This window comes from Ensifer sp. EB106-05-01-XG146, from assembly GCF_058791875.1.
This window is the reverse complement of the sequence record NZ_JBYTDX010000003.1, coordinates 547,969-561,486: the sequence shown is the minus strand read 5'-3', so window position 1 is coordinate 561,486 and position 13,518 is coordinate 547,969. Positions and strand designations below refer to the sequence as shown.

Below are 13,518 nucleotides of genomic sequence, written 5' to 3'. Positions count from 1 at the left end.
GCGGGTCGAGCCACCGCTGAGAACCGACGAGTTGGCCGGGAACGCACGGCCGAGGCGTCGGCAGGCTCCTTTTTTGGCGGTGCGCGCCTGGATAGTTTGGGCTTCAATCGGCAAGGCGGCGCTGGGTATCGGCATCGAAAAGATGCATGCTGCCGGGAGCAAAGCTCAGTCCGACCCGGTCGCCTGCTCTTGCGACCGATCGGCCATTGAAGACCACCGACAGCTCGGGCGTGGTTGCCATTGTCAGAAAGCACGTCGCACCGGTCGATTCGATCATTGCCACTGGTGCTGAGAGAATGCCCTCATCGGCTGCCGCAAGTTCGATATGCTCCGGACGCAAGCCGACGCTCAAGGCCTGTCCTGGCTGCACCGTCCGGTTAAGGGCGATCGTTTGTTTGGTACCGACATCGAGGATGATCGAGCGTCCGTCCGGACCGCCGACCGCGGGCAGGAAATTCATGGCAGGAGATCCAATGAAGCCGGCCACGAACTTGTTAGCCGGCCGGTCATAAAGCTCAAGCGGACTGCCCTGTTGTTCGATGACGCCGTCACGCATGATGACGACATGGTCCGCCATTGTCATCGCTTCCACCTGATCGTGCGTGACATAGACCGACGTGGCGCCCAGCCGATCGTGCAGCGCGCGGATTTCTTTGCGCATATGAACGCGAAGTGCGGCATCAAGATTGGAGAGCGGCTCGTCGAACAGGAACGCCTTTGGGTGCCGGATAATCGCCCGGCTCATCGCTACGCGTTGCCGCTGACCCCCGGAAAGCTCGCGCGGGTAGCGCGCCAGGAGATGCGTGAGCCCGGTGACGGCGGCAACTTCATGTGCCGCCTTCTTGCGTTCGGCCTTGGCAACGCCCCTGATGCGTAGGCTATAAGTCAGGTTTTCCTCAACCGTCATGTGCGGATAGAGCGCGTAGGACTGGAACACCATCGCCACATCGCGCTTGCGCGGCGGCACTGCATTCATCACCTCGCCAGCGATCTTGAGCGTACCGGACGATATGCTCTCCAGGCCCGCCAGAGACCGCAACAACGTCGACTTCCCGCAACCTGACGGACCGACGAGAGCTGTAAAGCTGCCTTTGCGGATCGAAAGCTCGATGTCCTTCAGCGCATGGTAGGCACCATAATACTTGTTGACGTTCCTTAGTTCGATCTGGGCATTCATTTGAGCGCTCCCGAGGTAAGACCAGAGACGATGCGGCGTTGCAGGAGGACGAAAATGGCGAGGATCGGCGTCACGTAGATCGCCGCGTAGGCCATGATATTGTTCCATTCATTGGTGTTTGGCCCCATGAAGGAGTTCAACCCCACGCTTGCCGGTTGCAGCTCGACGGCCTGGATCATCGATTTCGAATAGACGAACTCGCCAAAGGCCTGCATGAAAATCAGGATCGCACTGACGAGGATGCCGTTGCGTGCGAGCGGCAGGACGATATTGAAGAATGCGCCGACCCTGGAGTTGCCGTCGACAAGGGCTGCTTCCTCCAGTTCCTGTGGCACGCTCATGAAGGTCGCGCGCACCAGGACGACGAAGAACGGCATGCTCTTGGCCGCAATCGCCAGGATGACGGCAAGCCGCGGATAGTTGAGCAACCCAACTTGCGAAAAGCCCACGAAAATCGGCGTCACCATCAGCGACGCCGGAAGGACCTGCAACATGAGGATGAGGAAGAGCCCGATATCGATCCAGATGTTGCGATAGCGCGCCAGCACGTAGGCGCAGCCAACACCAAGCACGGTGATGACGCTGACCGCTCCGCAGGCGATGACCAAGGAGTTCCAGATGTACCGGCCCATGTTCCGGCTCTGCCACACGTTGCCGAAGATTTGCCACTGGGGATCGCTCGGCCAGAAGGTCGGCGGAGTGGCAAACATCTCCGACCCCGATTTGATCGTGGTGATGTACATCCAGTAGAGTGGGAACAGATAAAGGCCGGCGAGAATGATCGCGATTGCGAGAAGCAGGCGATCCTGGGATACATTGCTCATCCGCGCACCTCATGCCGTGTCGAACGCACGTAGACGACAGAAGCGATCATCACAAAGACGATCATGATCACCGAGATCGTCGCGCCCTTGGCGAAATCGTACTGCCGGAAAGACAGATCCCAGGCCCAGTATTGCGTGACGTTGGAGGCATTGTTCGGCCCTCCGGAGGTGATCGAGGCGAAAAGATCGAACTGCTGCAGCGTGAAAATGAGCCCGAGCGCGATGATGGCCCCTATGGACGAGCGCATCATCGGCAGCGTGATCGTCCAGAAGCGTTGCCAGACATTGGCACCATCCAATTCGGACGCCTCATAAAGGTCCCGCGGAATGGCCGACAGACCGACGGACATCAGGATCATGTTGAAGGAGGTACCGAGCCAGATATTCGCGATTATGACGGCCCAGAGCGAGTAACCGGGATCCGAGCGCCAGAAGATATTACTGTCGATGAGGCCCGTTTCCCTCAGTATGAAGTTGAGCACGCCAAAATCACCCGACAGGATCCAATTCCAGATCGCGCCAACCACGAGGCCAGGCATCACCCAGGAAACCAGAAACAGACCCCGCACCCACGAGGCGCCTGGAAAATTTGTCCAAAAGAACAGCGCCAGTCCAAAGCCGACGAGGAACTGACCGGCGATCGAGGCGACGACGAAAGTCGCGGTATTGGCCAGGATCGGCCAGGTTTCCGGCTGGGCGAAGAGATCGCGGTAGTTCTTGAGACCGACGAACGGGCGCCAGAAGCTGCCGAGGCTGAACATGTCCACCTCCTGGAAGCTCATGGCGATGTTGTAGAGCAGTGGCAGGCCGGACAGGGTTAGCAGGAAGGCGAGCGGCAGGCTCACGAGGCCGATATCGAAGCCGCGGCCGTCGATGATGCTGGATAGAAGGCGTTTCATGAGCTCCTCCGCCGCCAAGGCCTCAGCGCATTTGGGCTGACGCAGCTTGGCCTGCAAACTAGACAACCAGAACCACGCCGGCATAGCCGGCATGGTTTTTGCGGGTTTCCGTCCCAGCGCCTCAATGCGATCGAGCGCTTGCGGAAGGCGGCCCGGCTCTCCGGTTCAGGCGGGATGCCTCTGGGCCGCCTTGGCCAAGACTTTAGCCCAGGACTGCCTTTATCTTTTCAGCAGCCTGGTCGAGTGCTTCCTTCGAGCTCATCTGTCCCGTCAACGCTGCCTGGATTGCATCCTGGATTGCCTTTGAGATCTTCGGCCATTCCGGGTGCGGGCCGCGCGGCTTTGCGTATTTCAACTGCTCATTGAAGACCTTAAGGGCCGCGTCCTTGAGCGGCACGCCAGTCTCCGGAATAGCGATGTCGGAACGGGCGGGAAGCTGGCCGAAGTCCTTGAACATGCGATCGTCCTGCGAGACGAAGTACTCGAGCACCTTGAACGCTTCGGCAGGGTGTTGCGTGTTGGAGAATATCGCCCAGTTGAAATCGCCCATGGCCGATGAACGCTCCGCACCGAGCTCAGGCACGGGCAACAGAGCGACACCCCAATCGAACTTCGCCTCCTTGACCATCCGGTCGAGCTCCCACGGACCGGAGATGACCATGGCGGCGTTGCCGGAGTTGAAGGTACCGGTCGAATCCCACTGTCCGCGGGTGAGCGTGTCCGGCGACGCCAGCTTCTCCGTAATGATGGTCTTCCAGATGTCGAGCGCCTTGACGGCGCCATCCGAATTGATGTGCTCGTAGCCACCACCGGCCATTTGGGCCCAGGGGAGAAACTGGAAGGTCCCCTCCTCGTTCGCCTTAGCTGAAAACGCGATCCCATAAACGTTGGCCGCAGGGTCCGTCAGCTTGCGAGCCGCATCGACGAGTTCGTCCCAGGTTTGCGGCGGCTTGGAAGGATCGAGGCCCTTCGTCTTGAACATGTCCTTGTTGTAGTAGAGCGCAATCGTGTTCGTGGCCTTGGGAAGACCGTAATTCTTGCCATCCCACATGGTGGAGGCGAGCGGGCCAGGGAAATAGGTCGACGTCTTGACCACCGTCGACTTGGCGATCATATCGGTGAGATCGAGGAACGCGCCGCGCGACGAAAAAAGCGCATGCTCAGGATTGTCGATAGCGATGATGTCGGGTGCCTGCCCGGTCGAATAGGCGCGCATCGCCTCGCTGACGACGTCGTCAAACTGGATCTGGCGGTACTCGACCTTGATGCCAGTGTTCAGCTTGTTGAAGTCCGAAATCAAGTTCGGTGCGGGTTGAATATCGCGATCGAGCGACCAGACGCTGATCGTGACATCCTCCGCCTTGGCGGTGAGGCCGAATAGAGAGACACCTGCAAGGGCGAGCGCGCCCAGGATTGCGGATCCGCGGATAGCCATTTTCTCCTCCTTTGATTATCCCCGAGCCGGCATCCTCCATGCCGGCCAACATGCACGTCTCAGACCGGATCGATGACGAAGTCGCCGCCCCGGCACGTTTTGAGGTAATTCAGGCCGTGAACCTGGCCGGTCATCTCCAGATCGTCGCGATAGACCGGGTCATGCCAGCCTTCGATATCGATCGAGCCGGACCAACCAGCCAGCCGAAGTTCGGAGATCACGTCGGTCCAGTTCGTGTCGCCAAAGCCGGGCGTACGCATGAAGACGAATTTCTCTTTGCCGAAGATCCCGTGTTCACGGATGACGTCCCAGCGGATGGTCGCGTCCTTGCCGTGCACGTGGAAGATCTTGCTTGCCCATTTGCGGATCTGCGGCAGCGGATCGATCAGATAGACCATTTGATGGCATGGCTCCCATTCGAGCCCGATGTGGTCGTCTGGCGTCTCGTTGAAGATCAGTTCCCAGGCATCCGGATTATGCGCGATGTTCCAATCGCCGGTATGCCAGTTGCCGTCCATGGCACAGTTCTCGAATGCAATCCTCACGCCCTTGTCGGCGGCACGTTTCGACAGCTCGGACCAGATTTTCCTGTAACGCGGCAGGCTGTCGGTCAAAGGCTTGCCGCGAAGGCGGCCGGTGAACCCGGCAACGCAGGTCGCGCCGAAGTGGTGGGCATTGTCGATGCAGTCTCGCCAGCCCTGCAAGGTCTCTTCGTCGATCGCGGTCGTCTCCAACGGATTGCCGAACATGCCGATCGTGGAGATGGTGATGTCACGATCGCCGACCGCCGCAACGCAACGCTTGCCGAGGTCGGCGAGGTCCTGGCCATTCGTCGTTTGCCAGAAGAAGGGCTCGAAACTCTCGAAGCCCATGCCCGCGATCTGGGCGATACGCCTGTCGGCACCGCCCTTCGTGGCAGAGATCATCGTGCCAATACGGATGGATTTGCTTGGGTTGATCAAAATAGGCTCCCTAGGCTGCAATGGTGACGCGTTTGCCATCCCGCGCGCTGTCGATCGCGCCGAAGACCATGGCAAGGCTCTTGATGTTGTCGCTGCCGTCGGTTTCCGGCACGGTTCCCGCGTCGATCGCGCGGATGAAATTCTCGATCACGCTGGCATGCCCGTTCGTATCGGCGAGATCTTCGGTATCGGGCACCGCGACCGGTTCAACGGTGCGCATGAAGCCCTCCTGACCCGTAACGACTTTGGCGTCAAAGCGATCGCCGCCATCCCAAAGCAAGGTGCCCTTCGAACCGGTGATGCGCCACGCGCTCTCCCAACTGGTGTTGGCACCCTCAGCGCACCAGGAACCGCGATAGGTGAAGGCGACATTGTCGGAGAACTCGAAGATCGCATTGGCGGCCGCGCCATGGCGATACCAGGAGCCCTTGGGATTGTATTCGTGGCAATAGACCGCGAGCGGGTCCTTGCCCGACATGAAGCGCGCTGCATCGAAGGTGTGGATGGCCATGTCGAGCAGCAAGACATTGTCCATCTGCTCGCGAAATCCTCCGAAATGCGGGCCGAGGAAGAAGTCGCAATGCAACGCCGTCAGCTCACCGAGAACGAGCGACTCGATGAGGCGGCGTATGCGCCGAACACCGCTGATGAAGCGACGGTTTTGAACGATCGCATGGATCCGCGAGGCCGCTGCAGCAAGTCGACGCAATTCGCGTGCCTCGCCGAGCGAGGCGGCCATGGGCTTCTCACTCAAAACGTGGCAACCATGCGCAAGTCCGGCGGCCACCACCGCACGACGTGCGGCCGGAACGACGATGTCGAACAAAAGATCTGCGCGGCTCTCGCGAAGCACGGTCGGCAGGTCCGTTCCGATAACGATGCCGCCAAGGTTAAATTCGGTAGCGAGCGCCTCAGCAGTCGCCTGGTCGAGATCGACGAGGCCAACAATCTCGACTTTCACGCGAAGAAGTTCGCTCTCCGTCAGCGCCCTCAGCCAGCCTTTGGCCATAGCTCCGCACCCGCACAAAACGGCCCTGTATCGCACGTGATTTCCTCCAAGAAACGGAAGCAGCAACTCCTCAATTGGCTTCCGTAAACGTTTACGATACTATGCGGCAAAGGGTTTTTATGTCAAGAGGTGTGAAAATGACCAGTCGCGGGTCTGGGGAGGAACGCGGAAAAATGAAGGGGATTCGCGAGCTTGCCGAACACCTCGATATCTCGATCGGGACAGTATCCCGGGCGCTGAACGGTAAGCCCGACGTCAACGAAGAGACCCGAAAAAGGGTGCTCGAAGCAGCCGAGTCCCTTGGTTATGTCGCCAACCAATCGGGCCGTGCGCTCCGCAAGGGCGCGACCGGCGTCATCGGCTTCATGATGCAGACCGGCTCCGAAATCACCGGCCAGGGGGACACATTCTTCATGAGCGTCTTCGACGGTGTCCAGACCGTCTTTGCTCGTCACAAGCTCGACCTCGTCGCCCTGCTCTGCTCCTCTGAGGAGGATCCGAACGACTACTTGAAGCGCGTTGTCGCGCGCGGTTTTGCCGACGGCATCATCCTTTCGGCAACAAGGCGACACGATGCCCGCTTCGAGCTGTTGTCCAAACGCAAGATCCCGTTCATCACGCTCGGACGTAGCCTGACAGATGTCGGTCAACCCTGGCTTGATCTGGATTTCGAGGGCATGGCTGAGGCATCGATCGATCGGCTGGTTGCGCACGGCCACAAGCACATAGCGATTACGCGGCCGCATGACGACATGAACCTGGGCTATGTGTTTGAAGATCAGTGCCGCGCGACCCTGGCCCGACATGGGCTTCACCTCGACGAGCGTCATGTATTCCGCTCAACCCCGAACGAAGCGGGAGGGTATCAAATCGCCCGGGAACTGAGTGCGCTTGAGACCCGTCCGACGGCGATTGTGCTCATCAACGAAGCAATCACTGTCGGCCTTTATCGCGGACTGGTGGAAGCCAGCATAAAGCCCGGACGGGACATGGCGATCATCGGTCGTCAAAGTCCGCATTCGCAATTCCTGTCGCCCCGATTGACGGCTTTCAGCCTGTCCCTACGCGATCTTGGCATAGCACTTGCCGAATCCCTGCTTGGTACGATGCCGGCTTTTGCCGACATTTACCCGGTGAGATCTGCGCGGTTCCTCTGGCCCATGACGCTCGTCCCGGGTGAGAGCGACTGATCGACACGTTTGCTGACACTTTCGGCGAAGGCCATCATCAGCGGACCGACGCCCTTGGGATCGTCGCTCACCAGCCGTTCTGCGAGGTAGTAGCCGGGCGTACCGTCCCTGTACGTGCCTTCGAAGCCTCCGAGACCTGCAACGCAGACGATCGTCGTCAGCCTGGTTATGCCCTGGGCGTCGGCAATGAGCCGCATAGAGAGCAGAGCGTCGAGTGCGCGGCGGCCGGCCGCGATTGTCTCTGACGCTCGATCAGGTTCGACGAGCCCAAGGCGTGCGGCGCGGATCAGCGCATAGGCAAACATGGCGGAGGCCGAGCTTTCCTCGTAGTTGCCTTCGAGGTTCGGTGCGTCAAGCACCTGCATCCAGAGGCCAGACGATGTCTGCCGCGCCATGAGTTCCACCAAAAGCTGGCGTGCCCTCAGCCGATGAGGACCGGAGATTTCGTCATCAGGTAGAAGCGCCAGCGCATCCACGAGCGCCATCGCCAGCCAGCCAACAGCGCGTGCCCACACGGCAGGCGATTTGCCTGTCTCCGGATCGGACCACAGCTGTTTTCGGCTGTCGTCGTAACCATGAACATAGAGGCCGGCCGGGGTCGCCGTTAGCGAAAGCGCCGTCGAAAATTGCCGAAGGGCGTCAGTAACAAGCGCCGGCCTATCCGTGGCCAGCGCATATTCGATTTGAAACGGCAGGCCCATATAGAGCCCATCGAGCCAGACCTGGTGTGGGTAGCGCTTCTTGTGCCAGTAGTTGCCCTGGGGGATGCGCGGATGGCTTTCGAGTTGACCAGCCAGATGTTCTGCCGCCGCGAGATAGCGGGCGTCGCCGGTATCCCTGGCCAAGGCAAAGAGCGATCGTCCGGCGAGAATGTGGTCGATATTGTATTCTGTGGGATCGTAGCCGAGGAGTGAGCCATCGGGCCCGATTTGCCGATCGGCCAGCCGGTGAAGATGGTCCATCCAACGTTTCTCGCCCGTCGCCTGAAACAGCAGCTGAAGGCCTCGGTAGAGGCAGCCGTCTTCGTAACACCAGCTCCCGCCCTTGTAGGGACTGTAGCGATGCGCGAACTGGTCGAAATAGTCGGTCGGGTTCATGGGATCTCTCACTCGAAGTGCGTTGATATCGCGGCGGTGCTCAGGAGCGCCGGCTCGTCGCAATCGACGTCCGCTTGTTCCGAGACGATCGTTTCATGCCGCATCGGTCGGATCCCGTCGGCCATGACAGGAGGAGCGGCTGTGGCCTCGTAGTTGAAGGAGACGATCTTGAGCCGACGAATTTTGATGTTGCGGATTGGGGCCTCCGGCAGGCCAAGGAAGGTACCGGCGACATGGGCCAACTTCCGGATCTCGACATTCTCGATCGTGACGCCGTCGATGACAGGCGTGCCCACATCGACTGGAGCCGGCTGGCGGGATTGCACCCAGGCGTCGTGGCCGTCGGCATCGCAATGGTAGTGTGCGTTGGCAGAAAGCGCGGTCTCGACGCCGTCCATAAGAACGCTGCGCATAGCGATATCGGTGATCGCTCCACCACGGCCGCGCCGCGTCTTAAGGCGCAGGCCGCGATCTGTACCGACCATGGCGCAATTCTCGATCGAAACGTCGTGCACGCCGCCAGACATTTCCGAACCAATGACGAGCCCCCCGTGGCCACGCTCCATCAAGCAGTGGCTCACCCGCACGCCACGCGTTTCGCTCAAATGGTCATCCTCACCATTTGGGCCGCGTTTGCCGGCCTTCACGGCGATGCAATCATCCCCGACGGAAAAGCGCACGCCGGTGATTGTCACGTCGCGACAACTTTCAGGATTGAAGCCATCGGTATTTGGGCTGTCGAACGGAGCGGAAATGAATAGTCCTGCCGCCGTCAATTGCCTGCAGCCCTGCGGGTGGATCGTCCAGGAGGGCGCATTCCGGATGGCAAAGCCAAGGAGCTGCACATTTGAGCAGGAAACGAGATGAAGGCCGCGCGGGCGGCGTGCACCGTCACGCGTTTCTTTCGGCCAGGTCCACCAGTCGCCCCTATCACCGGAACCGTCGAGCGTGCCCTGCCCCTCGATTGTCAACTCTTTCACGCCAACGGCATGGAGCGGAGCTGCGAAACAGTCGGCCGGAAGGCCTTCCCAGCTCCCCAACATCCGGCCGGACGCGTCACGGGCGGGCAGGATGGGCCATCCGCGCCGCACCGACGGCGCTCGCAAGACCGCCCCTTGGGAAAGGTGGAAAGTCATGTGGCTCTTGAGTTTGACCGGAAATGCCGTCCAGACCCCAGCCGGCACCCTCAACGTACCGCCCACCGGAACCGCAGCAACGGCCTCTCTCAAAGCAGCCGCATTCCGGCGGGCACCGTCGAAATCCTCGGGAAGAACATCAAGGACAAGACCAAACTCGGCGGCGTCGACGAGCCCCGCGCAGGACGGGGTGTCAAACTCGACCGCTTCAAACCCTTCCGCTTCGAAGCAGTAACGTGTGCGAGGTTGAAGCTCGTGCAGCAGAGGCACAGCAAGGGAGGTCTCTCCCTGCCGCATCTGATTGTCCCCGTCGGACGAGGAAAGGCGCCACTTCGCTGTCGCCGGCAGGTGGTATAGCGCTCCGCGTGCCGCCAGGCAAAACGCCGCCGTTCGCGCCGACAGCGCGATGATGGATGGTCGGGTCATGATCTCTCTCGTGTAGGCTTCCCGCAGGGCGCAGGGACGCCCGCCGCGACAAGCAACGGCGGGCAGTCTTAGCGATCAGTCAAACTTGGCGAGAACGTCGTTCACCGTATCGATGATCTGTTCTGCCGCCTCCTTGGCATCGAGCTGCCCGTAGGCGTATTCCTCGAGCGTATCGATGAAGGCGGCGCGGATCTCTGGGTGTTCATTGAACGGCGAAACCGTCGGCCCGCCGGCGGCCAGCACGATGGCATTGGCGGCCCGCACCTCGGGCTCGCCCTTTTCACCAAGGCGAGCGGCAGCGGCCTTCGACGCCGGCAGGCCGCGAGAGGTACCGAGTGCATCGATCCCCTCCGGCTCGTTCAACAGGCAGTTGACGATTTGCGCCGCAGCCGCTGGGTCCTTCGAATTCTTCGAGATCGAGAACACCATGGAGGGCTTGCGATAGACGCCGTCCGTTACCGCATCAGCAAGCTTGAGCATCGGCACGGGCGTCAACACCTGACCGTCCTTCAACGGGTCGGCATACTTGGAATAGGTCGAATCCCATTCATAGGAACCGGCGACCTTCCCCTCGGCCCAGGAGGGTTTCTCGAACAGATTGACGTTGCCGTCGGCGGCCTCTTCCTTCTGGGAGCGAATGGCGCCGGTCTCGACCAGCTTGCCGAGGAAGGAAATGCCTTCAGCCAGCTCCTCAGGTGTCCAGGCGACACGGTTGGTCTCAGGATCGACGAGATCCTTTCCGGTCTTCTGGACGACGGCCAATGTCGTTAGAAGTTGCGCGGTCTCCTTGACGGCGTTGAAGGTGTAATAGTCCTTGCCAAGCTTCTCCTTAATCGTTGCCGTCGTAGCGAAGAACTCTTCCCAGGTTTTCGGGATAGGCACCCCGGCCTTCTCGAAGGTCGTGGCGTTGAAGAAGAAGACGCGGCCGGTGGTCGAGACGGAAAGCCCCTGCAAGACGCCGTTCATTGAGGCCGCCGCGAGATCGGCTTCGCTCCAGTTGGAAAGATCGATCGCCTGGAGCGTCCGCAGGTCCGCAAAACCGTCACCATTTTTCGAAAACAGCGGCAGCCACGGCCAATTGACCTGCACGATATCGGCCTCGGTCTTGCCGGCCATTTGGGTCGTTAACTTTTCGAGGTAGCCGTCAAAACCAGTGAACTCGCCTTTGACGGTATGGCCATATTTTTCACCGCAAGCTGCGATCGCCTTCTGGGTGGCAACGTGGCGGCTCTCGCCGCCCCACCACGCCATGCGTAGCTCAGCGGCGTGCGCTGCCGTGGCGAGCGCGAGAGCGCCATATGCAACGCTGGCGAGCGCAGCGATCTTTACTGTCATTCTCATTGGTTTCTCCTCCTTGAAATTGAACGACGCATCGCCTCCTCAAAGCGACACGTTGCGGCCATCGGTCTTGTCGAAAACATGAAGCTTTCTGGGGTCCGGGCGCAGCCGGATCAGATCGGAGCGGCCAAGAGCCTCGAATTCGGCGGCGCCCACTACACTCACCAGCTTTCGACCCTCGAGATCGGCGTGAAGGTAGACTTCATGGCCCATGAACTCGGCATTCGTGAGTTTCGCTGTGAACGCAGGGCCGTCGGTGGCGAGTGAGAGGTGCTGCGGGCGCATGCCGAGCACCGCCTCTGCCGGCCTCGCCGAGAGCCTTGCTTGAAGGTTGGAGCCGAGCGGCAGGCGCTGGGTCCCGATCGAAAGATGCCCGTCGACAAGTTCGGCATCGACAAGGTTCATCTCGGGGCTGCCGATGAAGCCAGCGACAAAAAGGTTCGCCGGGCGATTGTAGAGCTCCTTCGGCGCGGCGACCTGCATGATGTGGCCCGCCTGCATGACGCAGATGCGGTCGCCCATCGTCATCGCCTCGGTCTGGTCATGTGTCACGTAAATGACCGTTGAGGATAAGCCTTCGGCCTTGAGCTGGCGGTGCAGGTCGGTGATGCGGACACGCATCGAGGCACGCAGCTTGGCGTCGAGGTTGGACAGCGGCTCGTCGAACAGGAAGACGCCGGGCTTCTTGATCAATGCACGCCCGAGCGCCACGCGCTGGGCCTGGCCGCCGGAGAGCTGCTTCGGCAACCGATCGAGCAACGGCTCGATTTCAAGGATCTTGGCTACGTGAGCGATAGCCGCGTCGATCTCCGCCTTCGGCTTGCCGGCAATCTTCAACCCGAAGGCCAGATTGCCGCGCACTTTCATGTGCGGGTACAGTGCATAGTTCTGGAACACCATTGCGATGGAGCGTTTGCCGGGCGGCAGGTCGTTAACCCGCTGGTCGCCGATCACGACCTCGCCTCCCGAAATCTCCTCGAGCCCCGCGACCATGCGCAATGTGGTGGACTTGGCGCAGCCAGAGGGACCGACGAAGACCATGAACTCGCCATCCTCGATATCGAGATTGATCCCGTGCACGGCCTTGAATGCGTTGCCGTAGACCTTTTCGAGGTTCTTCAATTGGACCTTAGCCATGTTCAGCCTTTGACTCCCCCAGAGGAGATCCCTTCAATGAAGTACCGTTGCGCAGCGAAGAAGACGACCAAGGCAGGCGTGATCGTCAGCACCGACATTGCGAGAATGCGGTTCCATTCGAAGGCTTCGGTGGTGTCGATGGAAAGTTTGAGCGCGAGGCTCACGGGATATTTGTCGACCGATGACAGGTAAATCAGCGGTCCCAGGAAGTCGTTCATGGTCCACATGAACTGAAACAGGCAGACAGAGATCAGCGCCGGCGCGAGCATCGGCACGACGATGTAGACCAGCGTCTGGAGACTGTTTGCGCCGTCAACACGAGCGGCCTCTTCCATATCCGCCGGAAGCGAGCGCAGGAACTGCACCAGCATGAAGACGAAGAAGGCATCGCCCGCAAAGGCGGAAGGTACCCAGAGCGGCAGGAACGTGTCGAGCCAGCCGAGATCGCGAAAGAGAATATACTGCGGAATGCGGGTTACAACATTTGGCAGAAGCAGGATGGCAATGACCGAACCGAAGAGGATCTTCTTCAGCGGAAAGTCGAACCTTGCGAAGGCATAAGCCGCCATCGTGCATGAGATCGCCGTACCGATGACCTTGGGCAGAATGATCAGGAAGGAATTCCAGAAGAACCGGCCGAACGTATAGGGCGTCGACGTCTGCCAGCCCTTTACATAGCCGTCAGCCGTCGGATTTGCCGGCATGAAACCAGCACCAGAAAAGATCTCCGAATTCGTCTTGAAACTCGCGCCTACCAGCCAGATCAGCGGGTAGAGCATGACGAACCCAACAGAAAACAGAAGCACATAGCGAACCGCCGTGGAGATCAGGCGGACCCTTGCCCTGCGTGCAGCCACGCGATCGTTGAGAGCTTGAAACTCGGTCATC

General features: G+C 60.2%; 12 protein-coding genes. 1 reads left to right on the top strand and 11 read right to left on the bottom strand.

The window, feature by feature from the left end; translation table 11 throughout:
- Positions 1-103: 103 nt before the first annotated feature.
- The 6 genes from AC3WVQ_RS31365 to AC3WVQ_RS31340 form a co-directional block, all read right to left on the bottom strand.
- Positions 104-1,177: an ABC transporter ATP-binding protein gene (locus AC3WVQ_RS31365; protein ID WP_034798682.1), complete on the bottom strand. Its 1,074-nt coding sequence runs from the start codon at positions 1,175-1,177 to the stop codon at positions 104-106.
- Positions 1,174-2,001, bottom strand: coding sequence for a carbohydrate ABC transporter permease (locus AC3WVQ_RS31360; protein WP_192444522.1), 828 nt, complete (start codon positions 1,999-2,001; stop codon positions 1,174-1,176). The genes AC3WVQ_RS31365 and AC3WVQ_RS31360 overlap by 4 nt, the downstream gene beginning before the upstream one ends.
- Positions 1,998-2,900, bottom strand: a complete 903-nt coding sequence (locus AC3WVQ_RS31355) for a carbohydrate ABC transporter permease (protein WP_060584395.1) — start codon at positions 2,898-2,900, stop codon at positions 1,998-2,000. The genes AC3WVQ_RS31360 and AC3WVQ_RS31355 overlap by 4 nt, the downstream gene beginning before the upstream one ends.
- Positions 2,901-3,102: 202 nt before the next feature.
- A complete protein-coding gene (locus AC3WVQ_RS31350; protein WP_034798675.1) occupies positions 3,103-4,335 on the bottom strand; it encodes an ABC transporter substrate-binding protein in 1,233 nt (410 codons plus the stop codon).
- Between the two features lie 59 nt (positions 4,336-4,394).
- Complete coding sequence (locus AC3WVQ_RS31345; RefSeq protein ID WP_034798673.1) at positions 4,395-5,297, bottom strand: sugar phosphate isomerase/epimerase family protein; 903 nt, start codon at positions 5,295-5,297, stop codon at positions 4,395-4,397.
- A gap of 10 nt (positions 5,298-5,307) precedes the next feature.
- On the bottom strand, positions 5,308-6,342 hold the full coding sequence (locus AC3WVQ_RS31340; protein WP_082936614.1) for a Gfo/Idh/MocA family protein: 1,035 nt from the start codon (positions 6,340-6,342) through the stop codon (positions 5,308-5,310).
- A 137-nt stretch (positions 6,343-6,479) separates the two neighbouring features.
- On the opposite strand from AC3WVQ_RS31340, the gene AC3WVQ_RS31335 reads away from it, so the two are divergent.
- Positions 6,480-7,496 (top strand): LacI family DNA-binding transcriptional regulator, encoded by a 1,017-nt coding sequence (locus AC3WVQ_RS31335; RefSeq protein ID WP_034798668.1) that lies wholly within the window; start codon positions 6,480-6,482, stop codon positions 7,494-7,496.
- Here the strand turns inward: AC3WVQ_RS31335 and AC3WVQ_RS31330 are convergent.
- The 5 genes from AC3WVQ_RS31330 to AC3WVQ_RS31310 all read right to left on the bottom strand — a co-directional run bounded on the left by AC3WVQ_RS31330 (position 7,433) and on the right by AC3WVQ_RS31310 (position 13,517).
- Positions 7,433-8,593 (bottom strand): glycoside hydrolase family 88/105 protein, encoded by a 1,161-nt coding sequence (locus AC3WVQ_RS31330; RefSeq protein ID WP_060516775.1) that lies wholly within the window; start codon positions 8,591-8,593, stop codon positions 7,433-7,435. The two genes, AC3WVQ_RS31335 and AC3WVQ_RS31330, sit on opposite strands and share 64 nt — an antisense overlap.
- An 8-nt stretch (positions 8,594-8,601) precedes the next feature.
- Positions 8,602-10,155 (bottom strand): polygalacturonase PglA, encoded by a 1,554-nt coding sequence (gene pglA / locus AC3WVQ_RS31325; protein WP_192444523.1) that lies wholly within the window; start codon positions 10,153-10,155, stop codon positions 8,602-8,604.
- Between the two features lie 75 nt (positions 10,156-10,230).
- A complete protein-coding gene (locus AC3WVQ_RS31320; RefSeq protein WP_192444524.1) occupies positions 10,231-11,496 on the bottom strand; it encodes an ABC transporter substrate-binding protein in 1,266 nt (421 codons plus the stop codon).
- A 39-nt stretch (positions 11,497-11,535) separates the two neighbouring features.
- Positions 11,536-12,630, bottom strand: a complete 1,095-nt coding sequence (locus AC3WVQ_RS31315) for an ABC transporter ATP-binding protein (protein ID WP_034798661.1) — start codon at positions 12,628-12,630, stop codon at positions 11,536-11,538.
- Between the two features lie 2 nt (positions 12,631-12,632).
- Positions 12,633-13,517: a carbohydrate ABC transporter permease gene (locus AC3WVQ_RS31310; protein WP_034798658.1), complete on the bottom strand. Its 885-nt coding sequence runs from the start codon at positions 13,515-13,517 to the stop codon at positions 12,633-12,635.
- Position 13,518: the final 1 nt, after the last annotated feature.

Excerpts from the sequence above, each read along its gene's own strand:
- AC3WVQ_RS31365 (WP_034798682.1), bottom strand. The coding sequence starts at position 1,177 with ATGAATGCCCAGATCGAACTAAGGAACGTCAACAAGTATTATGGTGCC.
- AC3WVQ_RS31360 (WP_192444522.1), bottom strand. The coding sequence starts at position 2,001 with ATGAGCAATGTATCCCAGGATCGCCTGCTTCTCGCAATCGCGATCATT.
- AC3WVQ_RS31355 (WP_060584395.1), bottom strand. The coding sequence starts at position 2,900 with ATGAAACGCCTTCTATCCAGCATCATCGACGGCCGCGGCTTCGATATC.
- AC3WVQ_RS31350 (WP_034798675.1), bottom strand. The coding sequence starts at position 4,335 with ATGGCTATCCGCGGATCCGCAATCCTGGGCGCGCTCGCCCTTGCAGGT.
- AC3WVQ_RS31335 (WP_034798668.1), top strand. The coding sequence starts at position 6,480 with ATGAAGGGGATTCGCGAGCTTGCCGAACACCTCGATATCTCGATCGGG.
- AC3WVQ_RS31330 (WP_060516775.1), bottom strand. The coding sequence starts at position 8,593 with ATGAACCCGACCGACTATTTCGACCAGTTCGCGCATCGCTACAGTCCC.
- pglA (WP_192444523.1), bottom strand. The coding sequence starts at position 10,155 with ATGACCCGACCATCCATCATCGCGCTGTCGGCGCGAACGGCGGCGTTT.
- AC3WVQ_RS31320 (WP_192444524.1), bottom strand. The coding sequence starts at position 11,496 with ATGAGAATGACAGTAAAGATCGCTGCGCTCGCCAGCGTTGCATATGGC.
- AC3WVQ_RS31315 (WP_034798661.1), bottom strand. The coding sequence starts at position 12,630 with ATGGCTAAGGTCCAATTGAAGAACCTCGAAAAGGTCTACGGCAACGCA.
- AC3WVQ_RS31310 (WP_034798658.1), bottom strand. The coding sequence starts at position 13,517 with ATGACCGAGTTTCAAGCTCTCAACGATCGCGTGGCTGCACGCAGGGCA.